Origin of the sequence: Ureibacillus massiliensis 4400831 = CIP 108448 = CCUG 49529, assembly GCF_000772965.1 — a bacterium.
Classification (GTDB): Bacteria; Bacillota; Bacilli; order Bacillales_A; family Planococcaceae; genus Ureibacillus; species Ureibacillus massiliensis.
In genome coordinates this window covers 71751-98571 of sequence record NZ_JPVQ01000009.1, presented here as the reverse complement: position 1 = coordinate 98571, position 26821 = coordinate 71751, and the positions used below count along the sequence as shown (strand labels likewise).

Sequence of the window (26821 nt, the reverse complement as noted above, 5' to 3'; positions counted from 1 at the left end):
TCAAAAACTAATTAATCAGTACCATTACCATTACCTATTGTATTATCGCTAGTATGGGCATTAATTTCTGTTATAGTAGCATAATTAAATGTAATGGTGATGTCACCATTTGTTCCAGAACCATCAATAGTATCTTCACCATTAGCAACCTCAGTTATAGTTGTACCGTCAGGATCCAAACTTCCTACTGTTTCTAAAAAACCTGCATTTTGTAATTCTTGAACTGTAACATCGTTATCATTAGAATTCTCTATAAAATATAATCCTGCAGCATTTATAGCGTTAATTGCATCTGATTTTATAGCATCTACACGGCTATTATTAATAATATTCCCAATCGCAGGTACAGCAATCGCTGCTACAATCGCCAAAATAACAATAACAGCCAATAATTCAATCAAAGTTAAACCTTTTTCATTGTTAAGACGTTTGTTTAATAATTGCTTTAAAAATTTTTTCATTGTTAATCCTCCCAAATTATTCTCTTTTTCTAATAATTGTTTTTGCATGGGCGTTTGTTGCAATTTATTCACCTCCCAGCAAAACGCCCTCAGCAATCCGAATAATCTATATTTGTTCGTACAGGCTAAACATTGGCATCATAATAGCTGCTACGATAAATCCAACAATGACAGCTAAGAACAGAATCATCATCGGCTCAATTAAAGACTTTATTGTATCAACCGCGCGATCTACTTCAGCCTCATAGAAATCCGCGATTTTTTCTAACATGTAATCTAAAGAGCCCGTTGACTCGCCAATGGAAGTCATTGAAGTAACAAGTGGTGGAAATAGCCAGCTTTTTTCTAATGGTTCTGTTAAAGAACTTCCTTTTTCAAGACTTGCTCGTGCTTCCAGTACTACTTTTCCAACCACAGGATTGCCGACGACTTTATGAGAAATTGTTAAAGCTTGTAAAATCGGTACAGCACTACTGAATAAGGAAGAAAGTGTCCTCATTAAACGCGCAATGACTGATTTTTGGAGAAGTTGTCCAAAAATAGGCATTTTTAATACTGCATAGTGCACTCCATAGTTAAAGTCTTTGTTACTTTTATAAAGGAATCGAAAGACAACTATGACGATTAATACTAGACCGATTACCAACCACCAAAAACTTTGCAACCATTTACTTAATGCCACTGTAAAAACAGTAATCCATGGTAGCTCCGCATCCATCTCTTCAAAAGTTGAAACGAATGTAGGTACGATGAAAATTAATAAGAAAAATACAACAAAGATTGTTATAACTAGTAATACGGCTGGATATGTTAAAGTTGATTGTATTTTTTTCTTAAGGTTATATTGCTTCTCAAAGGTATTCGCTAAACGTTCCAATGTTTCGTCAATATTACCAGTTGCTTCACCTGAACGCATCATGTTGGTAAATAATGCAGGAAATACCTTTGGATGTTTTAATGTTGCTTCTGAAAAAGGTAACCCTGTTCGGATGTCATCCTCAATTTGATCCAATGCTTTTTTTAGCGGCTTGCTTGTAGATTGGCGTGCTAAAATATTTGTTGCCTCAACAATGGAAACCCCTGCACGTATTAGCGTTGCAAATTGGCGGCAGTAAATAACAAAATCTTCATTTTTAACTTTTGCACCACCAAGACTTAATTCCATATGCAAAATACTTTTAGATTCAGTCAGCTCACGTGGATTAATGCCTTTTTCACGAAGTTTTGTAATGGCTGCATTTTTATTTGCTGCATCAATCGTACCTTTTGCAGGTGCACCCGTTTTTGTTCGGCCTATATATTTGTAAACGGTCAACTATATTCACCAACGTTCAAATAGGGTCTTGCTTCCTCTAATGAAACTTTTCCTCTCGATACTAAATCTTGAAGTGAAGCTTGTAATGTATGCATGCCTAGCGCTCTACTTGTTTGCATAACACTTGGGATTTGATGAATCTTTTCATTTCGGATTAGATTCGTCACAGCAGGTACCGCCACCATAATTTCAGTTGCTGCGATTCGTCCTTTTTCATCTTTCCGTACAAAAAGTCTTTGTGAGATAATCCCCTGAATTACATTGGCTAGCTGAATACGGATTTGACCTTGTTGATGCGGAGGAAAAACGTCAATAATACGGTCAATTGTTGTTGGTGCGCTCGATGTATGCAATGTTGCAAACACTAAATGACCAGTTTCAGCAGCAGTAATTGCAGTAGAAATCGTTTCTAAATCACGCATCTCACCGACTAAAATTACATCAGGGTCTTGTCGCAGTGAAGCGCGTAAACCACTTGCAAAATCACCTGTATCAACACCAATTTCTCGTTGGTTTATAACGGATTGTTTATGATGGTGTAAATACTCGATGGGATCTTCAAGGGTAATAATATGTTTTGATTTCGTTTCATTAATGTAATTCAACATTGCTGCCAAAGTAGTCGATTTCCCTGAACCAGTTGGACCTGTAACTAAAATTAATCCTTGAGGCTTTTCTGCAAGATCATATAACACTTTTGGCATCCCTAATGCTTCAATCGTTGGTATTTTTGATGGGATTAAACGAAATGCAATGGCCCCAACATTTCTTTGATGGTATGCATTGACACGGAAACGACAAATATCTTCTAATGAATAGTTAAAGTCTGTTTCCCCTTTATCTTCATACTCGTCTACCTTATGTTTAGGTAAAATTTCTTTTACCATTTCCTTTACGTCAGATGGTTCAATAATCACTTCACCATACTGCTCCAATCGACCATTAATACGATAAACAGGTGGAATTCCCACTGTAATGTGTAGGTCAGAAGCTTTTTCTTCAAATGCTCTTCTTAGTAAAGCGTCGATAGAAAATTTATTCATCTTTTCACTTCCTAATCAAATGTTGCAACTCGTAGTACTTCTTCAGTTGTTGTAGCACCTTCGATTACTTTAATTAACCCATCGTCAAGCAAGGAAGGAATACCTTTTTGCTTCATATAATCTTTAATCACAGATATCGTACTTCTTTGTAAGATGTGGTCTTTAATTACTCGGTCAACTGGTAAAATTTCATGTATTGCAAGTCGACCTCTATACCCAGTATGATTACAAGCCGGGCATCCTCGACCTCTTTGTACGGTCTCAATGTTCATACCAGCTTCTGCAAAAATTTCTTTTTCCCGGTCTGTAGCTGGAACTGTTTTTGCACAATCTCGACAAACCCTTCTCACTAATCGTTGTGCCATAATTCCAATTAGTGAAGATGAAATTAAAAATGGTTCAATACCCATATCCTTCAACCTTGAAATTGATTCGACCGCACTATTTGTATGCAATGTACTTAAAACTAAGTGACCCGTTAAAGAAGCACGCACAGCAATTTCTGCTGTTTCTAAGTCTCGTATTTCCCCGATCATGACGATATCTGGGTCTTGACGTAGAATGGAGCGTAGTCCCATAGCAAAGGTTAGCCCAACTTCCTCTTTCACTTGAATCTGATTAATTCCTTCAAGCTGATATTCAACAGGGTCTTCAACTGTAATAATATTGACACCCTCTTCATTTAAATTATTCAAAGCTGCATACAATGTCGAAGACTTACCTGAACCAGTTGGACCAGTAATTAACACAATACCATTAGGATGCGCAATCATCCTGCGGAACATATCCTCATTTTCTTTTGTAAAGCCTAATTTTGAAACATCATTCAAAGCATTACTTAAGTCCAGGATACGCATTACTACTTTTTCTCCAAATACAGTTGGTAATGTAGATAAACGAATATCAACCGGTTTAAAATTTATATTCGTTTTAATACGACCATCCTGTGGCACACGGTTCTCAGTAATATTCAAATTTCCCATGATTTTAATACGGGCTGTAATCATATTTTGCATATGTTTCGGTAATGAACGCTCTGTGCGCAATATACCATCGACACGGTAGCGTACTCTAAAATCCGTTTCTTGTGGGTCAAAGTGTATGTCACTCGCACGTTGGGCAACACCGTTTGCAATAATTTGATTTACTAATCGTACAATCGGCGAATCTTCATCGGTAATTTCTTGCTGAGCTTCGGTTGTTTCAACACCTAAATCCGTTAGTGCTGCTTCCATTGATTCTTGTAAGTCATAATATTTTGTAATCGTTCTATATAAATCATCTTTCGCTGCAATGCTTGTCTCAATTTGACATCCTGTAGCCATCCGAACTTCTTCAATAGCGAAATAGTCCATTGGATCTGCCATCGCGATAAATAATTTGTTTTTATCTCGACGAATCGGCATGATCATTGCTCGTTTTGCAAGCTCTCCTGGAACTAGCTGCAACAATTCAGGATCGATTGTAAATTGGTTTAAATTGATATGTGGTACACCTAATTGAAATTCTAATACTTCAATTAATTGCTGTTCTGTAATAAAGTTTTCACGAATGAGAAAGTCTCCTAATTTCTCACCCTGACTTTTATTATTTAACGCATATTCAATTTGCTCTGATGTTACTACACCCGATTCTACAAGCAAATCTCCAAGTCTTTTTCTAGTTGTTCCGCGCATAAGGCTCCTCTCCTTTCTATGGAGTGACTACATTTCCACCTTTGTCATAGACAGGAGGTGTTTTATCTTCAACCGGTACTTCAATGTCAGGTAATCCATCACCATCTAAATCAATATCCATATTTGGATCAGGTTGATTCGGTACAGTTTCGTCGGTACTCGTATCCGAACCTTCTGTTGTTTCAGGTTCTTTTGAAGATTTTAATACTATTTCATTTACTGGAGGATAATAATCGCGACTCACTCTTTGTTCCTCAGTACTTCCGTCCCTTGAGATTGTGCGAGTAACAATTACACGATACCCTTCACTACCCTCTTGAAGCACTTGTTCATACCCAAGTGGTAAGTCATTTGAATAACGGTAAATAATCCGAGGGGAAAGTCTTTCTTTTTCTACATGAACGAATACTTCATTTTCTTTTGTGTTGGATGTAATCTCCAACTTCATCGTACTACCTTCTTTTGAAACATTAATTTTTGCCACATAATCCGTATTGTTTAAAAATTTCAAATCTTCATTCAGTGCAACATTCAATTTTGCATCATTTCCGAGTGAGAGGTAAGTAGGACTTTCCTCTTGGTGATGACGTTCTAAAATCTCAAATTCTGTCTGTAGAACAGCACTGTATAATAAGGAAGCAACAAAATTTAATGATTCATTATTAACTTTTGTTATATTTTCATCAAGCGTTTCAAGCAAGGAAAATTGTTCACTAGGGTTAATCATTGTATCGTCTAACAGATGAACTAGTTCTTCTGGTTCAAAAGCATTCGTTGGAATATCCTCAATGACTAATGCTAATCTTTCGTTTTCATAAACGGTTGTATCTTTTACGGCTGCTTCAACTTGATGATCTTTTAAAAATGAAGCCTGTGATAATAATTGGTTATACGTTTCGTCTGTATTCCATGCAGCAATTCCTGCAAGTTCAGTTTTTATTTGTTCATTTGGTAATATTTTTAAGGGAATGTGAACTACCCTAGCTGATTGCCAAAAGGCATACCATGGTTTTTTGGTTAAGGTTTTATATTGTTCAATAGATGATTCTATATCAAATTGTAATTGAGTAGCATCGATAGAAATCTCGATTCCCCCACCCTTTACTCGAATATCTTCATTCGTCCAATCATTAATTGCATTAGTTAAAGCATCGATGATTTCATTTCGATCTAAGCCTTCCACATTAACTCCTGCGATAGATGATCGATTATCATCATTATCTGCATAAGCTGTTTTCAAATCGTTAATCGGTAACCATAAATAAACAAGAAACACACACATAACAGCAAGGATGAACATTTTAAATTGTATATTCATGATTCTCACCCCATAAAATTACTAGAATTTAACATAAAGTGTATATTTTTTCACACCTTCGCACATATATTTAGAAAAATATAATACTAATGTCTTATATTGCTAAGAATACACAAATCAGGATAAATTGTATATCCATTTTCAGCTTATTTAAAAGAATGTACATAAATTTTCGTACTATAATTAGAAATGCATTATTTATACTTTTTCGTCTATCATAACAATGTATTGTAAAGTTAATTTACAGTTTTCATTATTTTTAGCTAAAACATAGGAAATATGTTATGGAATATCTTGCAGAAAGATTTTACAAAAAAACTATAATACTATTAATTACTAAATTATATAAAAAATTTCAATCTATATAGTCTTTTTTTCGCATTATATTAATAATTATGGAATAAAAATGAACAATTCTATAACTTTTATATTAAAACCACTCCATTATTTGTACAATTAACTATACTAAATTGTATAACTATATTGATAAAACATTATTACAGATCTATATTTATTAATTCTCAAATTGATTTCATATTTCCTCTTCCATTAAAGTGAATAGGTTGTTGTTTCTATTTTTTAAAGTTGATTTGGAGTAAAAAGATGGTGATGATATATGTTAAAAAAGTTAAATAAAATGCGAAGTGAAGACGGATTTAGCTTGATAGAAGTTATTATTTCATTAGTCATCCTTACTATTATTTTGCTAAGCATTTTCTCACTAATTATCCAAGCGATGAAAACTAGAGAAGTTTCAGAAAATATAATCGATGCCACTTATATTGCTCAAACTGAAATGGAGAACGCTTTTGCCGTAAGTAATTCTAGTAATTTTGATGAAAGAATTACTAGCATTCAAAACCAATTAAATTATCCACCCCCCATTTCGACTAATGGAGCTCTAATATTTAGGAAAACGAAAATAATAGAGAGTAATGAAGTCATCATTCAACTTGAACTTAGAAATCATAGTAGCTTACCTAATCTGACCCCAATCATCATTAAAGTATTTGAAGTTAGGAATAGCGAAGAGAAACTAACTGCTCAAATGGAAAACATATTAGCATGGAGATAACTTTATATGAAAAGCTTGCTTAAAAATAATAAAGGATTAACCTTAGTTGAACTGTTAGCGGTAATTGTTATTTCTTCAATTATTATGATTGTCCTTTTTAGTATTTTTTTAAATGGTCAAAACCAAGCACAAACCCAAAGAGATAAAAATTTACAATTAATCGACGTTGCATATGTTTTAAAAGTGCTAACAAGAGAAATTCGCAAAACTGATATTGTTGAAGTGCAAAATAATGATACTCTAATCATCGATAATGATATTTATACCTTCAATTCAGCAGATAATACCATTACTAAAAATGGGGATGTTTTTCAAAATAATATTAATCAATTTCAAGTAAATAAGGTATTGAATAAAATTACGATTCAAATCACAAGCATCGATGGAATTACGCAAAAAACTGAAATTGTATTAAGGCGGTGATGATAGATGATGTGGCCATTTAAAAATAAACACAATGATCCTAATAACGAAAATGGCTATACTCTCATTTTAGTTCTTCTTGTTTTTGTCGTATTGAGTATAGTCGGCACTGGCTTACTAGCGCTTTCTTCAAATACGCTGAAAACAATGAATACCGAAAGAGATGATCAATCAGCCTTTTACATTGCCGAAGCTGGACTTGTTGAAATGCGTACTAGTCTCCATGAAATTGCGAAATCAGCTTACTCTGAAACTTTGGAAACATATAACGCTATTGAAGATCCAGTGGAAAAATCTGAATACGATTTCGAAGGGAACTTTATACAGAAAACAAAAAATAAAATTAATGCCCTTTACTTTAACGGAGTAAACCCTACCACTAATTTTATATCTGAAAATATTAATAAACAGTATGAAAAGCAGTTAAATAACGCAGCACTACCAGTTTCAGAAACAACAGTTGAATTCCTTAGTACAGAATCCAATTCCAAAAAGCTAACATATATAATTAGATCAAATGGACTGGTTGAAAACAAAATGAGAAATGTTTCTCAAAAGGTAGAAATCACATTAAACGCTGAAGTTGAAGAGGTAGAAGTTGTTATAGAAGATAATACTGACCCTTATGAAGTAAAAGCGTGTTATGCCCTTTTTACGAACGGTTCAGTCAATGCTGGTAGCGGCTCAATAACTGGAGATATTTATTCGAAATCGAAGTTAGTTATTAACAATAGCGGTGCTTCACTTAGCGGGAATGTATTTTCAACGGAGGATATTGAGATTAAAGGTTCAGAAGGTATTAAAAACGTGTATTCCCCTAAGAATATTACCATTACTGGGGGTACCATTAACGGCACTGTATCGGCTGGCCAAAAAATTAACATTACTGGTGGCACAGTAAAAGGTGACATTAAAGCTGTTGATACGATTACCGCTTCAAGTGGGAATGTAAATGGCAATGTCCTTTCCAAAAATAATGTCGATATTCTTGCATACCCTAGTATTGCAAAAGATATCATTGCCCTTAATAACATTTATGTAAGACAATGGTTTAATGTAGGTGGCAATTATCGATATGGTGGGTCGATTCAATTCAATCAAAATGTAGACGCAGGTTCAAAATTAAAACCACTATCTGCTAATGAGAAAAATATTATTTTGAATGATGATTTTATCAATACAAATGAGTACGGTGATATTATAAACTCATGTACAGAACAAATGCCGACACTCCCAGATGTTTCTTCTACATTCAAAAGTAAAAGCGGCGTTGCGGTAGCACCAAATGCAACCGTATTTAACAGTGATTCAAACAGTGATGTAGATGTAATAAAAAACGGTGTTTTAAACATTTCACATTATAAAACAAATGGCTATACATTAGATTTATCAAGGGATATGTATTTCAGTAATATCAATATTGATAGTTATAATAGTTTAAACATTGACTTAAAAGGTGAAACACGGTCTATTTTTGTAGATTCACTAAACGTAGCAGGTCACATTAACCTCGTTAACCCAGGAGTTTTAAATATATATGTGTTAAATAATTTAAATTATTCTGGTGGATCGTTCAATAGTAATAATAATAACCATTCTTCGGCTAACATTTACTATTCAGGTACAAATCCGATTACTTTTGGAAGTGATCTCAATATAAACTCAAGCCTTCATATAAAAAACGCTGATGTTACATTTACGTCAGGTGGAAGCGTTAAAGGGAATGTTTACGTTTATGGTAACAATAAAGTTACCGTTACAGGTGGCAGTTCGGTAACTGAACAATTGTTTTTAGCACCAAATAGTGAATTTATTCATAGTAACGGAACTATAAAAGGAAATGTCGTAGCAAAAAACTATACAATGTCTGGCGGCGCAACGATTATCCCCCCTCAACAGGATGGTGGAATTATAAACCCCGGTACTGGTGATGGTACAAAAACAACAGTGATTGTAAAAAATTATTTACAGGCCTACGATTTAGTATACCTACACTCATTATTAGAAGAAGAATAAGTAAATAACATCATTAAACTATAAAGCTTCTGTCATAAAACAGAGGCTTTTTGTTTTGGATGTAGGCGCACTTGTCATTATTTGGATAGTTTCACTAAGACTTTTATCACACGTAAATCTTTGGTATTATTAAATTATTAGTAATAAATTACAATATTCTATTAATTCGAATATGTATTTCGCAAATGAGGTTGATGAACTATTGAAGCTATCTAATATGAATAATGAATCTGGTATTTCATTAATTGAAGTAGTTGCATCTGTTGTTATTTTGACGATTATCCTATTAGGTTTTTTCGGAATGTTTTTACAATCGGCAAAAACGACTCAAACCTCTGAAGAAATCGTTGATGCAACGTATATTGCACAAAAAAATATGGAGGAGCTTTATTTACAAACAAAAAATGGAGTTTACTCAATAAACAACTATGAAGATGCTATATCTAATTTAGGATATACAAAAATAGATGATTATTATACAAAAACGATAGATTCAAAGAATTATATAAAGTTAACTGTTCAAACACCAGTTAATGGCTACAACCACTTAACGAGAGTCGTTATATATGTAATAGAAGTTAATGAATCAAAAGAAGTGATTAAAGCACAAATGGAAAATACTCTTCAATGGAGGGAGTAGATGAAAAATAATGATTACTATTTTAATGAAAAAGGGAGTAGTTTAGTAGAAGTACTAGCAATCGTTATTATTTTATCAATTGTGGGCTCTATTTTATTTGGCGTGATTATTCAAGGAAAAGAACAATACGAAGATCAATCTCAAACAAATCAAGAATTGTTCGATCTATCATATAGTTTAAAACTATTTACAAAAGATTTAAGAAAAGCTCTTAGTGTTGAAAGTACAAGTGCTAATAGAATGACTATAAAAGATGAATCAGGTTCAATAGATCGTCTTGAATACTTTCCGATAGAAAAAAAGCTCATTAAAAACGGAGACCCTTACATAGATAATGTAGTAGAATTTATTTTTTCAAAAAATGGATTAAATGTGGAGATTATCAACATTAAACTGCAGAACGAAAGTAATGAAATATCAACACAAATTGTAGTAAGGAGTGGGAATTAAATGTTTAGACGTATATTCTATTCAACCATTTCGAATGAACAAGGATACTCTTTACTATTAGCAATATTTGCGATTGCTATTTTCACGGTATTAGGTTTAAGCATCTTTACCATTTCTGCAAATACTAAAAAAATCTCAACAAATGAACGAGAGGATCAAGCGGTTTATTACCTCGCTGAAGCTGGTTTAGTTGAGAAAAAAGCCGAGCTTGAGACTATTGTTCAAGAAGCATTTCATAAAACATTACAACTACAAGAAGCACATTATAGTAGCCATCTAGATCCAATGACACAATTTAATTTTGAAGAAACTTTTCTAAACTATATTGAAAACGACATAATAACGATACAAAATCATACCGAGTATTCATTTACTCCTGTTTTCAATAATCCTGCAACGGCATTGGTAACAATACAGAAAGATACTTCTTCTCCGAATCTAACATATAAAATTCAATCAATTGGGAGAATTGGTACTAAACAAGAAAGAATTGTGAATCAAACTTTTTCTATTAAGTTTGATCCTGTAACAACAGAAATTACTATAGAAAATAGTCACCCATCAAACCCAAGTTTACCAATTTACTCTCCTCCTTGTACCGGAGTCCATGTTTCTGGCACGATGCAACTGAACGGGAATACAACGATAAACGGCACAATTTTTTCACCGTCCAAAGATAAGTCTGGCCATACTATCAATGAAAGTAAATATTTAAGTCAAATCCAGTGGAATACGCCATTTAACTTTACACTACCAGATTTCCCACCAGATAGTACTTTTACTAGTCTGTCAAGGTTACCTGCAATAGATCTTAATTCAAATGTAATTACTTTGAATAATGATATTAGGGTTCAAAATTTTAACACAAACGAAATAACAATCAATGTCGGTGATGCTGATAGAAATATTTACTTTGAAAATTTACAAGTTTCCGGAAAAACCGTGAATATCATCGGAAATGGCAAAGTGAATATTTATGTAAATAATGAATTTACGGTGAATTCTAATGGCAATAAAACTGGATTAACAATTAACCATAGCGGCACTCCAAATGATTTGATGGTGTATGTAAAGGGCAATTCAAACTTTAATGGTGGATTTTCAATTGACGGTTCAATATATGTGAAAAATTCTGGAGTTCATATTAACAAAGATAGTACAGTTTCAGGCTTCATCTATGCAGGCAATGGTGATGTTAAAATAAATGGCCAAGCCGAAACTACTATTGGCGGGATTTTTGCTCCTAATTCAAATATTCATCTTAATGGCGGAGCGGAGATAAAAACTAGCATTGTAGCTGGTACGTTTACTGCCAATGGCGGTTCCACTCTTAATATAGCTGAAAACGGTAGTTGTAATAACCCTCCCCCTGATACTGGTCAACCTGGAATTGATAATACTTTTGTTAAAGTCATAGGTTCGGATACACAAATCATTGGCTCTCCAATTATAGAGGTTGAGTAATGTCTATACTTGTTCATTTCTGAACTCGTAAAATCGATTCTACTAATTAAATAGCTTTCTGCCATTTTAGCAACTCGTTAAAATGGCTTTTTAATTCCCTGCTCGTAAGTTCCCTTTTTGTACATGGTTTTCTCGTTTGAATTAGTGTAAATTAATCATGACAAGAGATTTATAAGACAACCAACAATGAAAAGTAGGTGCATTTAGGTGAAAACGTTTACGAAGTCAAAGGTACTTAATGAACAAGGTGGTAGTGCTGTTAAAACAATCTCAATCATTGTTATATTCCTGCTATTACTTGGTGGAGGTTTAACCATTTACTTCCAATATTTTAATAAAGCAACATTTTCAGAAGAAGAAATTGCTACAGCAAAAGAAGTTGCACAAAACGAATTTGCACAAGCTTCATCAATTTCTGTAGATTATACAGTTGACCAACAAAAAGACGCAATTACAAGCTTAGGCTATGAGGAAAATAAGGTCGATAAAGTCACAACTATTTATGAAAAGAAACAAAGTAATGAAACAGACTATTATATATTATTTAGTCTTCAACCCCATGAGACTATTCCTAACCTAACTCGAGCTTTAGTCCAAGTATTTGATAGAGAAAATGGCGGATTGATATATGAACTTGATAATGTGTTAACTTGGAAAGAACAATAACTATGCAAAAGACCTTCCTATGGGGGTCTTTTTTGCTTATTCCACTCCCCCCTCCCCTCTCATTTATATAAATTCCACCATAATTATTAATTAGCACTTGCAATAGTTAGAATCATCAATATCAATCTAATGTTAAATTCGTTTGGACTTCCGAAAAAATAAAGTGTGTAACAGTAGAAGCATATGGATTTACTGTGTCGATAAACTCTTCCGCCTTAGCAAAATTCTCAAATTGCATTTTAAGCATATAGCAAGCATTTCCTGCAATTCTATAACAAAAATCCACATTAGGTAGACTTTCTATGTATTGTTTAAATCTTTTATAATCGCCATTTTTGACTGTTGCTTCGATGATACATTGAATAGGCAGCCCTATTTTTTCATAATCAATTTCCACCGTATATTTTTTTATTATTCCAAAAGACTCCATTTGTCTTACTCGTTCAGTCACTGAGGGAGAGGACAAGTGAACTCTTCTACCAAGCTCACTCATTGATAAACGACTATTATTAGCTAACTCAACTATTATTTTTTTATCAATATCATCTATTTTCATTTTTTAAATAAATCCCTCTCTTTTTATTTATTATTTAATTAATTATACGGGAAATTGTTACGAATTTAATGTGATTCAAAGATTTTATTATTTATATTTAAAGTAACAAGGAGGAATGAAAATGGCAAGAATTAAACAATCAAATTTTGGAGATACACCTTTTCAAAGGCTATTAGGGCATAATAAAAGCGTTATGATGTCGTGGTCTGAATTAGGAGATGTCTTAGAAAAAGATGGACTGTTATCATCAAAATTAAAAGAACAAGTTAGAAGAACGTTAGCACAAAGTAATGGATGTGAGTATTGTAAAGCAAAAGGGAAACCTGACCCTCAATTGTTTGATGAGAAAACATCTGTTGCAGTAGGATTTGCTGAGGCATTTTTAAAATACGAAAAGGCTAATATCCCAGATTCAATATTTCAAATATTAAACGAGCACTTTGCTGAGAATGAAATAAGTGAGCTTTGTGCATTTATTTGCTTTACTACGGCACAACAATACTTTGGAGCCTTAATGAAAATAGAACCTAATGTTTAACTTATACTTAGTATTTTCCAGCTCCTTTTAAAACTAAGCTATCCATAACTATGATATTTATAATCTTTTAAACAACAAAAAGACGATGCTTTACGCACCGCCTTTTTTTATTTATTAGTACATTCTCATGTATTGTTCACGTTCCCAAGGGTGAACTACTGTACGATACATATCGAATTCAATTTCTTTTGCTTCTTTGAAATTTTCGTAGATATGTTCACCAAGAGCGCCTTTTACAATTTCATCTTTTTCTAATAATACTAGCGCATCATCTAATGCAGCTGGTAAATTATCAATACCGTTCGCTTTACGTTCCGTTTCAGTCATGATGTAAATGTTACGGTTAATTGGTGCTGGAGGTGTCAATTGCTGACGAATACCTTCCAAACCAGATTCTAAAATAACAGCCATTGCTAAGTATGGATTAGCTGACGGGTCTACTGAACGTACTTCAATACGAGTTGATAAACCGCGAGATGCTGGTACACGAATTAATGGTGAACGGTTTTGAGCAGACCAAGCAACGTAACATGGCGCTTCATAGCCAGGAACTAGACGTTTATAAGAGTTTACTGTTGGATTCGTGATCGCTGTGAAACCTTGAACATGCTCTAGAACTCCAGCCATAAATTGCATCGCTGTTTGTGATAAACCAATTTCTGTTGAAGGGTCAAAGAATACATTTTCATTTCCTTTAAACAATGAAACGTTACAGTGCATTCCTGAACCTGCTTCACCAAATAAAGGTTTAGGCATGAATGTCGCATGTAAACCATGTTTACGAGCGATAGTTTTTACTACTAATTTAAATGTTTGTATATTATCACATGCTGTTATAGCATCTGCATATTTAAAGTCGATTTCGTGTTGACCTGGTGCAACCTCGTGGTGAGATGCTTCAATTTCAAAGCCCATTTCTTCAAGCTCTAGCACGATGTCACGACGACAGTTTTCACCTAAGTCTGTTGGTGCTAAGTCAAAGTAACCACCATGATCATTTACTTCTAAAGTAGGTTCGCCTTTTTCATCTAATTTAAATAAGAAAAACTCTGGCTCAGGCCCTAGGTTAAAGCTTGTAAAACCTAGTTCTTCCATGTTTTTAAGGACACGTCGTAAATTAGAACGAGGGTCTCCAGCAAATGGAGTACCATCTGGATTTGCAATATCACAGATAAAACGTGCAACCATACCTTTTTCTGCTGTCCATGGGAAAATTACAAATGTATCTAAGTCAGGCTGTAAATACATATCCGATTCTTCGATACGCACAAAACCTTCTATAGAAGAGCCATCGAACATCATTTTGTTATCAAGGGCTTTATCAAGTTGGCTTACAGGAATTTCAACGTTTTTAATAGTTCCAAGTATATCCGTGAATTGTAAACGAATATATTTAACATTTTTTTCTTTTACGATTTGTTTAATGTCTTCTTTAGTGTATTTACTCACAGCTTGCACTCTCCTAAACTCTCATACATATTTATTTATAAGAATCCGCGTTTTTATTGATAAAAACGCGATAAGTCCCCTTGTCTCAAAGAAGGCTTTTGTTGCCCTTGTGCCATTTTCATTTCTTCACGTAAAACTTTACGTAACTCACTATCAGAAAGTTCTTGTTTTGCTTGGGCTGCTAAAACAGCTGGATTTTTCTTCATATCAAAGACTTTTTTAATTCCAGCCATGTTCACACCTTGTTCAAGCATATCTTTAATATCAAGAAGAGTATCAACATCGTTTAATGAAAACATACGTCGATTTCCCTCCGTACGGTGCGGCTGAATTAAATCATGTTCTTCATAATAGCGAATTTGTCTAGCAGATAATTCTGTTAGTTGCATTACTGTACTCATCGGTAATAGTGGCATTGAACGACGAAGTTCACTGGATCTTCTATTTTCTCTACCCATTTAATCCACCTCCCTTGCTCCTATCATACTCCCCGTAACTTACGTTGTCAATCATACGTAAGAAAAACTAACGTAATCGAGAAAAACCGCATCATTAAAGGAAAATACAACATTTTATAGCATAAAATGAAACTTACATCGAATGTTAGAATCGTTTTTTGCAGAAAATTTTATCAATTCTAATAAAATAAAAAAATACAGATAAATGATATACATTTATCTGTAACGAAAAATAAGAATGTTTTATGGTACTTTGACTATAACGTAAACGTTTACATCTTGTCAAGAAATACCATCTTATTTAAATCTAATTATTCTGGTCCAATGGGAATATGAATCCTATAAGAAGGGAATGCCGCAAAAACACCCCTTCTTTATTCTCTATATCTAGCGACCACTTCTAATAAATTCGTAAATAAATTAATGAAATTCAAATACAAATTGAGCGCCATCCAAACGACATCTGCCTCTTTCACATGATTATGTCGTATCATATTAAAATCAAAAACAGTATAAACGGCAAATACGAGAACGAAAAGTCCTGCAAGCACTAGCAAAAAAGTATTACTAACTGGAAAGAAGATAAAAACTATAGAAAATACTATTAAAACAAATAAGGCTGCAAATAAAACACTTCCCCAATCAGAAATGTCACGTTCCAGTTTCAAACCAATACCGGCAAGTCCAATAAAAATGATGATTGTACATATAAAGACGGTAAGCACTAAATCCGCGCCAATCCATTCGATGAAAAACTGGGTGATCCAAAAAAGCATTACACCCATTAACGGTGGGATCAAATAAAGAATAAAATTAGAAAGTCGAACACCTCTCATAAAAAATGCAACGAACAGTAGCATAATACAAATAAAAGATAATGGAATGACGATTGTTGATGGTAACCACATCCCAAATACTACACCAACTACTGTTAAAACCCACATAACTGCAAAGTGCTGTAGAATGAGCTTTAGGTTATGATTTCTTGCATAATGCCCCATTATTTACCACCCATCTACAATTATTTTTAATTTACTATATTGTAGAATGTGGAGTGATATTAATTGTTCTTACGTTTTTAACTGATTATGAAAAATTCTCCCTATATATTCGACACGAATCTCTTTATTTTCAACGATAATTTTCGTAACGCTTGTCCCTTCGATTTCGCCGGTTTCCCAAATTTGAGAAATGGATAAATGTTGAATCGCCAATAATAAACACCGTATTGCTACAGCATGTGTCACAACTAGAATTCGTCCATTTTTATAACTAGAGATGCAATCTTTTAAAAACTCGACCATTCTAGTACTTACCTGTTCAAAGCTTTCTCCACCATTTGGTTCGTACTTTTCAGGTCGGTTACAATAATTGAGGTAACGTACTCTATCTTCTTTTAAAATCCGTTGTATGTACTGACCTTGCCAAGCTCCTAATTGAATTTCTTGCAAACGTTCATCCGTTTGAATCTCAATGGGATGTTCCATTAAAATTCTTGCTGTCTCTAATGCTCGTCCGGATATACTTGAATAGACAGCATCAAAATCGAGCATCTGTAAAAAATCCGATAGCTTACGGGTACTTTCGCGACCTTTATTAGTTAAAGGAGAATCAAGCCACCCTTGCAACCGCCCATCCTTATTCCATTCCGTTTCCCCATGCCTTACAAAATAAAACTCTATCTTACCCATTCCATTCATCCATTACATTTTTAAAATAATTCATTGCTTCATTTCCTTTAATCGCAATACGAAGCCATTTTCCATCCATCCCACTATAATTTTCCGTATGTCGTAATACAACTCCACGCTCAAGACAATAAAAATAAAAATCCCGCGTTTTATTTGGCTCTTTTAATTGAAAGCAAAGAAAATTTGCGGCACTATCCATAACGATACACTCTTTATTTTCTAAGTAATCTTGAATGTCTTGTTTCATATTTTTTATGAACTGAATACTTTTGTTATGAAACTGAGTATCTTGTAAACAGATTTCCCCTACTTTAATGGCTAATGCATTTACATTCCAATGGGGGAGTTTTGATTTCATTTCCTTTATTAGCTGTGGGTTTCCGATGATATAGCCAAGGCGAAGTCCCGCAATTCCATACATTTTCGTCATTGAACGCAATACTGTAACATGTTTCATTTCCTTTGTTATATCGATGACTGAATTCGATTCGTCTGTCCAGTCCATAAACGCTTCATCTACTAGCACTTCACAACCGACAGTTTTACCATGGTCGATGATATCCTCAAGAATTGCGCGATTTATTATTGCACCCGTTGGATTATTCGGATTACAAAGATACAGGCAAGCAGCATTTTGCATGGCTTGTTTAATTTGTTCTAGTGGCAGCTCATAGTTTTGAATTTCAGTCATTTTTATTTCTTCGATTAATGCGCCTGCCGCTTCTAAAGTCATTTTATATTCTGAGAAGGTTGGGTGGATGAGCAAAACTCGTTTGCCTTTAAACCTTAACGCAAAAAAAGTTAATAGCTCTGCGGCACCGTTTCCTAATAATAGTTGATCCAATGCTAAATGATGTTTTTTTACTAGAAGGGATTTCAGCGGCTCTCCATCAGGATGCGGGTAGGTTTTTATTTCTTGAATCAAGCTAAGCCAAGAATCCACGACCGCTTTCGGTGGACCAAGATGATTCACATTTTCACTTAAATCGTATACTGTTTCAGGTTGAGCAATATCAAAGCGTTGATATAGTGTAGTAAAATTAGCGCCATGTATAGGAAATTGCAACAAATACACCTCCAATGATGATAGTAAATAGAATAGACGCTATGTACATTTGGCGGATGGCTTTTTTAATCTGTGTACGGTTTAGCGACGCAAGGGGCTCCCCCATATATGCACGGAATGAAGTGATACCGTGATAACTATTATATCCCCCAAGACGGATGCCTAGCTGATAGGCTGTGGCAGCTTCTAAATAGCCACTGTTTGGACTTGGATGTTTTTTAGCATCTGTAAGCCATAATTTGAATCTTTTGTTGAACCGGAGATTTGTATGATTTTTCGTAAACAATAAAATGATGAACCCTGTAATTCGGCTTGGTATAAAGTTTGCCACATCGTCTAACCGTGCACTAAACTTCCCAAATTGAATGTATTTTTCATTTTTATAGCCTACCATGGAATCTAGCGTATTTATTGCTTTATACGCCCATAATCCTGGGGCTCCAAATAAAATAGCGTAAAATAATGGTGCAGTAATGCCATCACTTGTATTTTCAGATACCGTTTCAACAACACCTCGAACAATTTCAGGCTCATCTAAATTCGATGTATCTCGGCCAACAATCCAGGATAACTTCGTGCGGGCTTCTACGATATCATTTTTTTCCAACGCATCGTAAACAACCATTGCAGCTTGTTTTAAACTTTTTTGAGCTAACCCAATGGCGATTAATAAAACTTCCACCGCAATACCTATATATAGGTGGGTTCGATAGGCAATGTAAACAATTGTCATGGTCATTATCGTAACAGAACCGACCACAATTATTGATACTATTGCACCCTTGAGGAACCGTGCAGAACCGCGATTGAGTCGTTTCGTTAGGAAAGTGATCAAATTCCCAACCCAGCGAATGGGATGTGGCCACTTTGGTGGATCGCCGATTATTAAGTCTAGTATTTGCCCGAAAATAACAGCGAATATGTGCATGATGATTCTCCTTTTTTATTGCTTCAATGTAAATTGACTGATTTAGAGCAGTTCTTTTTTATATTGGAGATATTCATCAACCGCATCATTTAAAGTTTTATAAAGTCCTTTCCCCACTAATGAACCAAGCCTCGTTATGGAACCCCCGTACTCATGGAATTCGCCTACTTGTGTCGCAGCTACAAGCACACTATCAGTAGAAGTTCCAGTAGCGATGGTGTCTGTTTGAAGATCGATAATTCCCCGCTCATGTATTACTTTCGTTTTTGTCTCCACAGCACAAATCATAGCTTGAATTAAAGCTTCATCTGTCACGATTCCATTAATAAAAACAAACATATTAATCGTACCAACAGATGGACGATACGCATGGTCAAAGGATTTTGTCACATCAACTGTATTACCTAATCCGAGAGTGACAAATAATGTGATAGACGTTTTCCCATCCTCAATAAATTGGAACTGAGCAAATTTCATATCTACCGCTGTCATCATGGCAACTGTTTCTTTCGTATTGAAACCTTCTTGCTGAACGAAATCCTGCATTTCTTCTGTTGCATTTTGAGGATTATATGAAAAATCAACTGTGCGATTGATAAAATTTCGAAATTCTCCATACCCAGGGTTCAGCATTGCTGAGCTGAAAGTTTTGAGTGGTGTATCAGATGTTAGGACTATGTATTCTCCTCGATTGATGAATTGATTTGGTGTAATCATATTTGAACCTCGTTCTATTAGAAATAGCTAATGAATCTTCTAGGATTCTAGCATATTCGTATTTAATCAATTGTCTACTTCAAAAGTAGCACAAATTACAAGTTTGTTAAATCATTTCAAAAGAAAAAGCGATTCGAGATTGAATCGCTTTTTGGAATGTACTCGTTCGTTTAGTTTTTTATCGCCCTATTTTGTGTCTATATCGCCCTGTTTTGTGTCCGTATCGATCTATTTTGTGTCCATATCGCCCTGTTCAATTTTTCACCTTTTTTTATCGCCCTATTTTGTGTCCATATCGCCCTTTTTTGTGTCCATATCGATCTATTTTGTGTCCATATCGCCCTACTCAGTTTTCTAAACCTTAACCCCTACTTACCTAACTTCTGCACTGCGCTACAGATTGCATATTTCACATGCTCATAAGTTAGTCCGCCTTGAATATAGGCAGTATAAGGTGGGCGTATTGGGCCATCAGCTGTTAATTCAATACTAGATCCTTGTACAAAGGTGCCAGCTGCCATGATAACATCATCCTCATATCCTGGCATGTAGGCTGGCACTGGGGCAAAGTGGGCATTGATTGGAGATGCTGCTTGGATTTCCTGACAAAACGCCACCATTTGTTCAGCCGTTTGGAAGGAAACGGATTGAATTAAATCTGTTCTTACATCACGATAATGTGGTAAAGTCGTCATTCCTACTTCTTCAAGCATAGCGGAAGTAAAAATAGCCCCCTTTAAACTTTGTGCTACTACATGTGGTGCGAGAAAGAATCCCTGATAAAAGTCTGCTAGTGTATTTAATGAAGCACCTGCTTCAGCGCCAATCCCAGGTGAAGTCATTCGGTAGGCACATTTTTCAACTAAATCAGCACGACCTGCAATATAGCCGCCAATTTTTGCGAGTCCCCCACCTGGATTCTTAATTAAGGAACCTGCCATTAAATCCGCACCTATTTCAGTAGGCTCTAATTCCTCAACAAATTCCCCATAACAGTTATCTACGAAAATCACTACATCTGATTTGATTTCTCTAATTTTTTTACACATTTCCTGAATAGCTTTAATAGTATAAGATGGGCGTGTTGCGTAGCCTTTTGAACGCTGAATCGCAACCATTTTCGTGTGCTCATTAATTGCATTACGGACACCTTCCCAATCAATTTCACGGTTATCGATTAAATCGACATGGGAATAGCTAATGCCAAAATCCTTTAATGAACCAGTATCCTTATCACCGCCATCCACAATAGATTGTAACGTATCGTAAGGTTTCCCAGTGATGTAAACCAATTCGTCTCCCGGACGTAATACGCCGAATAAACTTAACGTAATGGCGTGTGTTCCAGAAATAATTTGTCCGCGCACGATGGCTGCTTCTGCTCCAAAGGTTTCCGCATATACCCGTTCTAAATTGTCCCGTCCTTCATCATCATAGCCATACCCACTTGAAGGATGTAGATGAAAATCGCTTACTTGATTGTTTTTAAATGCCGTCAGCACTTTCTGTTGATTAAAGAATGCCGTTTTGTCCACTTTTTCATAATACGGGCGAACTTTTTCTTCAATTTTTTGTGCTAATGCTAATGTTTCTTCGTTCAATGATGAAATAAATGTCATATGTACTTCTCCGTTCTAAATTATATCTATAGTATGGATCCACATTAAATAAGTTTCTGAATAAATTCCTATATTATCATATCAATACTTTTCTTCTTTTCAAATAAATAAAACTACTGCATTTTCTCACACCTCTAACATAGTCAAAAAATTCATCTTTACGAATTCCTTTTAAACTGCTATTCTCAAAATTGGATTGGATATAAGGGGGATGCTTTCATGGCATGGGAAGTATTTAGTATTATTGGAACTATTGCCTTTGCAATATCGGGTGCTATTGTTGCAATGGAAGAAGAATATGATCTGTTTGGCGTATATCTTCTTGGAATTGTGACAGCTTTTGGTGGGGGCGCCATTCGAAATTTATTAATTGGATTGCCTGTGTCAACATTATGGGAGCAAGAAATGATGTTCCAAATTGCCATCGCAGCAATTACCATATTTTTCCTTGTTCCGCATCATTTGATTAGGCATTGGAATCGATGGGGAAATTTTACCGACGCAATTGGATTATCTGCATTTGCTATTCAAGGTGCTATATATGCAGTTTCGCTAGAACTACCTATTAGTGCAGTTATTGTCGCAGCAGTTCTTACAGGCTCTGGCGGTGGAATTATTCGAGATTTGTTAGCACGAAGAAAGCCACTTGTCCTCCGAGATGAAATTTATGCCGTTTGGGCAGCAGGAGCCGGGTTAATTATAGGCCTGAATGTGCTTCAAAATGATTTATTTCTTTATGGATTATTTATCGTTATTACATCCTTACGGGTATTATCCTATATATATAAATGGAAATTACCTATTCGGACTTTAAATAAGAATGCAGAGCAAACAGCTGCATTTCTTCCTACAAATGAAAATGCACATAGATGACATTACTTTCTATGTGCATTTTTATTATGTTATTTGAATTCTAATTCTCCGTCGTAGCTCATCATGCCGCCTTCGAGGTTTGTCACGTTGAAACCTTGAGCTTCTAAATATTCGCATGCATTGGCACTACGAACACCACCTTGACATACAAGAATATATTCTTTTGATGGGTCTAATTCGCTTACTTTTTCAGGGATTGAACCTAATGGTATGTGAACAGCTCCAGGAATCATACCATTTTCTACTTCGAAATCCTCGCGTACATCGATAATGTTTAAATCTTCATTTGCGTCTAATAAATTTACAATTTCATCAGTGGTAATATGTTTCATTTTTACAAATCCTCTCATTTACATTCTAAAAACAAATAGAACGATTCTCTATTTATATTTATATTTCCATTGCCATTATAATGAAAAATGAAAAAATCGGCTAGTATCACACACTGCCGATTAATCATCCATTATGCATTTTCTTCACCATTGTCTTGTAATGGTACGTTTTTGGCAGGAACAAAAGTTGAAATAGCGTGCTTATAAATTAGTTGCTGTTTGCCTTCTGATTCGAGTAATACTGTGAAATTATCATAAGACTTTACTAACCCTTTTAGCTGAAACCCATTTAATAAGAATACTGTGACAAACGTTCCATTCTTACGCAACGTATTGAGAAAAGTATCTTGTAAATTAATTGATTTCACACAAACACCTCTTTATCTCTAATTTTCTTTTGTATACATTACTTCTATTCCTCTAACTATTCTATCTCCAATGTCGATTTCCCTTCTTGAAAAGCGAAAAATTTTGAATATTCTAGAATTTGTTTCCAATTTTGACCTATCCATTCGACATCCAGTTTATTTCGGAAATAAGTAAGCTGCCTTTTAGCATATCTTCTTGAATTTTGTTTAAGTTGCTCTATCGCTTCTTCCAATGTACATTTCCCATCAAAATAGGCATAAAATTCTTTATAGCCAATTGCTTGAACAGATTGAACATCACGAATACCTCTGTCATATAATCCTTTGACTTCCTCCAAAAGACCTTTTTCCATCATTAAATCGACACGAAGATTTATCCGCTCATATAATTTTTCTCGATCCATATCAAGCCCAATGATGAGATGATTGTACATTGGAATATTCCCACGATTCATTTCATCAGAAGCTTTCGATACTCCGCTCAATTCAATCATTTCAAGGGCACGAATAACCCTACGTGTATTATTGGGATGAATTGTTTTTGCAGTTTCTGGATCTAATGCATTTAATCTGTCATGCATTGCTTGCGGTCCAATTTTCGACAATTCATCATAATACTTTTTCCGAGCTTCTTCGTCTACTTCCTCTTCTGTAAATTGAAAGTCATATAAAACCGCTTGCACGTATAGCCCTGTTCCTCCGACAATCATCGGTAATTTCCCTCGACTTTGTATTTCAGCGATTTTATTTCGGACTAATGTTTGATATTCCGCAACTGAAAAGCTTTCTGTAGGTTCTTTTATATCTAATAAGTGATGAGGAACACCTTCAGCTTCCTCCTCCGTAATTTTTGCAGTCCCAATATCGAGTCCTTTGTAAATTTGCATGGAATCGCCGTTTATAATTTCACCATTAAATTGTTTCGCCATTTTAATGCTTAATGCTGTTTTTCCAGACGCTGTTGGTCCTACGATCGCCACTACGTCTATTTGTTTGTCATTTTTCATATTTTTTTAACCACCGTGATACTACATCAAATACTTGTTGTTTATTTCGTTCATTTAAAATTTCGTGACGCATTTCCTCAAATAAATAGACGATCACATTTTGTGCACCTGCATTTTTCAATTGATTCGCTACCTTGTAAACGCCTTTCCCGTTATTACCAACAGGGTCAGAGCTGCCACTTATCAATAAAATAAGTAGATTTTTCGGAATACGCGCATTTTCCTCTATACGATTTATCATAATTAGACCATCCGTTAAATCTGCAAAGAACTGGTTGGTTGGAATAAATCCGCAATAAGGGTCATCAATATATTTTTGTACTTCTTCTTCATCTGATGTAAGCCAATCAAATGCTGTTTTAGTATTTTTAAATTGCTTATTGAAACTTCCTAAGCTTAGCTCATTTAAAAGATCGCCTCTGACATCCTTACCCTTTGTTTTTGCCATTGTTTTTGCTAGCATATTCCCTACTTTGTGCATTGTAGTCGTTGCTCCAGTACCACATAGAATACAGCCATCTACAATTTCACCATACACTTGAATAAATCTTCTGGCGATAAAGGAACCCATACTATGTCCAAAAATGAAAATCGGCACTTTTTTATAATCATAGCGGACATTTTGAATGACATCATAGACATCCTCTACAACACGTTCAAATCCGTTTTCATCTGCAAAATAGCCGAGTTTGCCGTTTAATTCAGCCGTTTTCCCATGACCTCTGTGATCATGCATTGTGACAAAATAGCCCTGTTCACAAAGCATTGTCGCAAAAGCATCATAGCGTCCACCATGTTCCCCCATCCCATGAAGAATATGAAAACGCCCAATTACTTCATGTTCAGGTTCATAAATACGGACATATATTCTTGTATGATCACTAACCAACAATTCCATCGAACGCTTTTTCAAACATATTCCCCCTTTGTTTCATTACAATTCTAGTCCAACGTTTAGATGCATTTTAATGCATGGTTTATGAAACTTTTTCCTTGCTCCAATGCTAAGTAACAAGCCTATTACTTATTTCCCTTTGCCCAGCTAATGAATTGGTCAAGCTGCGTTTTGTAGATGAACTTTTCGTTTTCAGAATAGCCTATTCTTTCACTCATTATATCAATGACTGTCTCTTTATATTTTTGAACGGCTGAAATATCAAAATAGAGCAGTCCAGTTCTACGAATAAAGAAGTCAGATGGTGTATAGACCATTTCTTTCTCAATAGAATAGTGCAATTCTGCATATAACGATAATGGAAGCTTGTCCTTAATTTTGTTATAGGTTCTTGTATGAGTAAATACATCATCAACATTTGTACCGTATTTGCTTGTTAGCGCAAGTGCTTCTTCATAGGAAAAGCCTAAGGATTCTCCAACCTTTGCTTTATTTTTAATATAGTCATTAAAATTTCGTGAATTTAATCCCTTTGCTCCTGATAAAGCCAATGCTTTCGTCATACATTTTGTTGCATGCTTAAAGCGGTGTTTTTTTACAATCCTATCTACTATTTCTTCAGCCATTTGACGATATCCTGTTAATTTCCCACCAGCAATTGTCATCAATCCGCTTGGTGCAGTCCAAATCTCATCTTTTCTTGAAATTTCAGAAGGATCTTTTCCCTCTTCATATATGAGAGGTCGAACTCCAGCCCACGTGGATTCAACGTCTTCGGCTGATATGCTTAAATCAGGGAAAATGTAAGAAATGGCACCTAGCAAATAGTCCACATCCTCTTTATTTGCAACAGGTGCGATTGGGTCTCCATCATAAAAAGTATCCGTTGTTCCAACATAAGTTTTTCCATCTCTTGGAATAGCAAATACCATTCGGTCATCTTGTGTATCAAAATATAATGCTTGGTCTAGTGGTAATTTTTTTTGATCAAGTACAATATGAATTCCTTTTGTTAAGCGAAGGTGCTTTTTATTCTTTTTTGCATGATCTAAATTACGAACTTCGTCAATCCATGGTCCAGTGGCGTTAACAATTTGATGAGCGTGGATAGTAATTGTTTCACCAGTGATTTCATCTCGAACATTTGCTGCAACAATTCTTTTCTTTTTATAAACAAAGTCTGTTACTCTAGCGTAGTTGAGGCAGACTGCATTGTATTCAATTGCTTTTTTAATGACTTCAATTGTTAAACGAGCATCATCTGTTTTGTATTCAACATAATATCCAGCGCCTTTTAACCCTTGATTCTTTAAAAATGGAACTTTATCAAGTGTCTGTTTTTTTGAAAGCATCTTACGTCTTTCGTTTTTTCGTACCTGCGCTAATCGATCATATACTTTTAATGCAAGTGATGTAGTAATGGAACCAAGGGAGCCCTCTTTATATATAGGAAGTAGCATCCATTCAGGCTTCGTCACATGCACTGCATTTTCATAGACGATTTCACGCTCCCGACCAACTTCTGCAACTAGCCCGACTTCCAATTGCTTTAAATAACGTAATCCCCCATGGACTAGCTTAGTAGATCTACTAGAAGTTCCTGCCGCAAAATCCTGCATTTCTACAAGGGCAACAGATAATCCGCGCGACGCTGCATCAAGAGCAATTCCCGCACCTGTTATTCCTCCACCTATTACGAGCACATCAAAAGAATAGCTATTTAAAGTGTTTACTATTTTTGGTCGTTCCTTAAATGAATACAAAGGGAAAGCCTCCT

28 protein-coding genes are annotated in these 26821 nt (G+C 35.0%); 9 read left to right on the top strand and 19 right to left on the bottom strand.

The window, feature by feature from the left end; translation table 11 throughout:
• Window positions 1-11: 11 nt before the first annotated feature.
• From CD30_RS07180 to CD30_RS07160, 5 genes are read right to left on the bottom strand one after another with little or no spacing between them, the layout of a single operon-like run.
• Entirely contained in the window at window positions 12-524 is a 513-nt protein-coding gene (locus CD30_RS07180; RefSeq protein ID WP_328286123.1) for a prepilin-type N-terminal cleavage/methylation domain-containing protein, read from the bottom strand.
• A gap of 43 nt (window positions 525-567) precedes the next feature.
• Window positions 568-1776: a type II secretion system F family protein gene (locus CD30_RS07175; RefSeq protein ID WP_052126089.1), complete on the bottom strand. Its 1209-nt coding sequence runs from the start codon at window positions 1774-1776 to the stop codon at window positions 568-570.
• A complete protein-coding gene (locus CD30_RS07170) occupies window positions 1773-2819 on the bottom strand; it encodes a type IV pilus twitching motility protein PilT (protein ID WP_036174554.1) in 1047 nt (348 codons plus the stop codon). The genes CD30_RS07175 and CD30_RS07170 overlap by 4 nt, the downstream gene beginning before the upstream one ends.
• A gap of 11 nt (window positions 2820-2830) precedes the next feature.
• The gene (locus CD30_RS07165; RefSeq protein ID WP_036174551.1) at window positions 2831-4495 is read right to left on the bottom strand and encodes a GspE/PulE family protein; all 1665 of its coding nucleotides are present in this window, start codon (window positions 4493-4495) and stop codon (window positions 2831-2833) included.
• Between the two features lie 16 nt (window positions 4496-4511).
• Window positions 4512-5813, bottom strand: a complete 1302-nt coding sequence (locus tag CD30_RS07160; RefSeq protein ID WP_036174548.1) for a VanW family protein — start codon at window positions 5811-5813, stop codon at window positions 4512-4514.
• Window positions 5814-6429: 616 nt separating this feature from the next.
• On the opposite strand from CD30_RS07160, the gene CD30_RS07155 reads away from it, so the two are divergent.
• The 7 genes from CD30_RS07155 (at window position 6430) to CD30_RS07125 (ending at window position 12547) form a co-directional block, all read left to right on the top strand.
• A complete protein-coding gene (locus CD30_RS07155; RefSeq protein ID WP_036174545.1) occupies window positions 6430-6888 on the top strand; it encodes a type IV pilus modification PilV family protein in 459 nt (152 codons plus the stop codon).
• Between the two features lie 6 nt (window positions 6889-6894).
• Window positions 6895-7311 (top strand): prepilin-type N-terminal cleavage/methylation domain-containing protein, encoded by a 417-nt coding sequence (locus tag CD30_RS07150; protein ID WP_036174542.1) that lies wholly within the window; start codon window positions 6895-6897, stop codon window positions 7309-7311.
• Between the two features lie 6 nt (window positions 7312-7317).
• Window positions 7318-9327 carry a polymer-forming cytoskeletal protein gene (locus tag CD30_RS07145; RefSeq protein ID WP_036174539.1) on the top strand — a complete coding sequence of 670 codons (2010 nt, stop codon included), beginning with the start codon at window positions 7318-7320 and terminating at the stop codon, window positions 9325-9327.
• 202 nt (window positions 9328-9529) lie between these two features.
• On the top strand, window positions 9530-9967 hold the full coding sequence (locus CD30_RS07140) for a type IV pilus modification PilV family protein (protein WP_036174535.1): 438 nt from the start codon (window positions 9530-9532) through the stop codon (window positions 9965-9967).
• Window positions 9968-10417 (top strand): type IV pilus modification PilV family protein, encoded by a 450-nt coding sequence (locus tag CD30_RS07135; RefSeq protein WP_036174532.1) that lies wholly within the window; start codon window positions 9968-9970, stop codon window positions 10415-10417.
• Entirely contained in the window at window positions 10418-11881 is a 1464-nt protein-coding gene (locus CD30_RS07130) for a DUF7305 domain-containing protein (RefSeq protein ID WP_036174529.1), read from the top strand.
• Window positions 11882-12088: 207 nt separating this feature from the next.
• Entirely contained in the window at window positions 12089-12547 is a 459-nt protein-coding gene (locus CD30_RS07125; RefSeq protein ID WP_036174526.1) for a hypothetical protein, read from the top strand.
• Window positions 12548-12668: 121 nt separating this feature from the next.
• Here the strand turns inward: CD30_RS07125 and CD30_RS07120 are convergent, their stop codons facing one another.
• A complete protein-coding gene (locus CD30_RS07120; protein ID WP_036174523.1) occupies window positions 12669-13103 on the bottom strand; it encodes an Lrp/AsnC family transcriptional regulator in 435 nt (144 codons plus the stop codon).
• Between the two features lie 121 nt (window positions 13104-13224).
• Here CD30_RS07120 and CD30_RS07115 point away from each other — a divergent pair, with 121 nt between their 5' ends.
• Complete coding sequence (locus CD30_RS07115) at window positions 13225-13641, top strand: carboxymuconolactone decarboxylase family protein (RefSeq protein WP_036174519.1); 417 nt, start codon at window positions 13225-13227, stop codon at window positions 13639-13641.
• 114 nt (window positions 13642-13755) lie between these two features.
• On the opposite strand, the gene glnA is transcribed toward CD30_RS07115, so the two are convergent.
• The 8 genes from glnA to CD30_RS07075 all read right to left on the bottom strand — a co-directional run bounded on the left by glnA (window position 13756) and on the right by CD30_RS07075 (window position 21569).
• On the bottom strand, window positions 13756-15090 hold the full coding sequence (gene glnA / locus CD30_RS07110) for a type I glutamate--ammonia ligase (RefSeq protein ID WP_036174516.1): 1335 nt from the start codon (window positions 15088-15090) through the stop codon (window positions 13756-13758).
• 53 nt (window positions 15091-15143) lie between these two features.
• Window positions 15144-15548, bottom strand: a complete 405-nt coding sequence (locus CD30_RS07105) for a MerR family transcriptional regulator (RefSeq protein ID WP_036174513.1) — start codon at window positions 15546-15548, stop codon at window positions 15144-15146.
• A gap of 374 nt (window positions 15549-15922) precedes the next feature.
• Window positions 15923-16549, bottom strand: coding sequence for a Bax inhibitor-1/YccA family protein (locus CD30_RS07100; RefSeq protein WP_036174510.1), 627 nt, complete (start codon window positions 16547-16549; stop codon window positions 15923-15925).
• 69 nt (window positions 16550-16618) lie between these two features.
• Window positions 16619-17239, bottom strand: a complete 621-nt coding sequence (locus CD30_RS07095; protein WP_036174507.1) for a histidine phosphatase family protein — start codon at window positions 17237-17239, stop codon at window positions 16619-16621.
• Window positions 17232-18305 carry a pyridoxal phosphate-dependent aminotransferase gene (locus CD30_RS07090; protein ID WP_036174503.1) on the bottom strand — a complete coding sequence of 358 codons (1074 nt, stop codon included), beginning with the start codon at window positions 18303-18305 and terminating at the stop codon, window positions 17232-17234. The genes CD30_RS07095 and CD30_RS07090 overlap by 8 nt, the downstream gene beginning before the upstream one ends.
• Window positions 18280-19233, bottom strand: coding sequence for an adenosylcobinamide-phosphate synthase CbiB (cbiB, locus tag CD30_RS07085; RefSeq protein ID WP_036174500.1), 954 nt, complete (start codon window positions 19231-19233; stop codon window positions 18280-18282). The genes CD30_RS07090 and cbiB overlap by 26 nt, the downstream gene beginning before the upstream one ends.
• Window positions 19234-19275: 42 nt before the next feature.
• Window positions 19276-19950 (bottom strand): adenosylcobinamide amidohydrolase, encoded by a 675-nt coding sequence (locus CD30_RS07080; RefSeq protein WP_036174497.1) that lies wholly within the window; start codon window positions 19948-19950, stop codon window positions 19276-19278.
• A gap of 368 nt (window positions 19951-20318) precedes the next feature.
• The gene (locus tag CD30_RS07075; protein ID WP_036174494.1) at window positions 20319-21569 is read right to left on the bottom strand and encodes a methionine gamma-lyase family protein; all 1251 of its coding nucleotides are present in this window, start codon (window positions 21567-21569) and stop codon (window positions 20319-20321) included.
• 219 nt (window positions 21570-21788) lie between these two features.
• Between CD30_RS07075 and CD30_RS07070 the strand changes: the two genes are divergently transcribed.
• Complete coding sequence (locus tag CD30_RS07070) at window positions 21789-22442, top strand: trimeric intracellular cation channel family protein (protein ID WP_052126088.1); 654 nt, start codon at window positions 21789-21791, stop codon at window positions 22440-22442.
• Window positions 22443-22471: 29 nt separating this feature from the next.
• On the opposite strand, the gene CD30_RS07065 is transcribed toward CD30_RS07070, so the two are convergent.
• The 5 genes from CD30_RS07065 to CD30_RS07045 all read right to left on the bottom strand — a co-directional run bounded on the left by CD30_RS07065 (window position 22472) and on the right by CD30_RS07045 (window position 26807).
• A complete protein-coding gene (locus tag CD30_RS07065) occupies window positions 22472-22774 on the bottom strand; it encodes a rhodanese-like domain-containing protein (protein WP_036174492.1) in 303 nt (100 codons plus the stop codon).
• Window positions 22775-22905: 131 nt separating this feature from the next.
• Window positions 22906-23142 (bottom strand): RNA chaperone Hfq, encoded by a 237-nt coding sequence (gene hfq / locus CD30_RS07060; RefSeq protein WP_036174490.1) that lies wholly within the window; start codon window positions 23140-23142, stop codon window positions 22906-22908.
• Window positions 23143-23198: 56 nt separating this feature from the next.
• Window positions 23199-24149 carry a tRNA (adenosine(37)-N6)-dimethylallyltransferase MiaA gene (gene miaA, locus CD30_RS07055; protein WP_036174488.1) on the bottom strand — a complete coding sequence of 317 codons (951 nt, stop codon included), beginning with the start codon at window positions 24147-24149 and terminating at the stop codon, window positions 23199-23201.
• Window positions 24139-25062, bottom strand: a complete 924-nt coding sequence (locus CD30_RS07050; protein WP_328286122.1) for an alpha/beta hydrolase — start codon at window positions 25060-25062, stop codon at window positions 24139-24141. The genes miaA and CD30_RS07050 overlap by 11 nt, the downstream gene beginning before the upstream one ends.
• Window positions 25063-25169: 107 nt before the next feature.
• A complete protein-coding gene (locus CD30_RS07045) occupies window positions 25170-26807 on the bottom strand; it encodes a glycerol-3-phosphate dehydrogenase/oxidase (RefSeq protein WP_036174594.1) in 1638 nt (545 codons plus the stop codon).
• Window positions 26808-26821 lie beyond the last annotated feature (14 nt).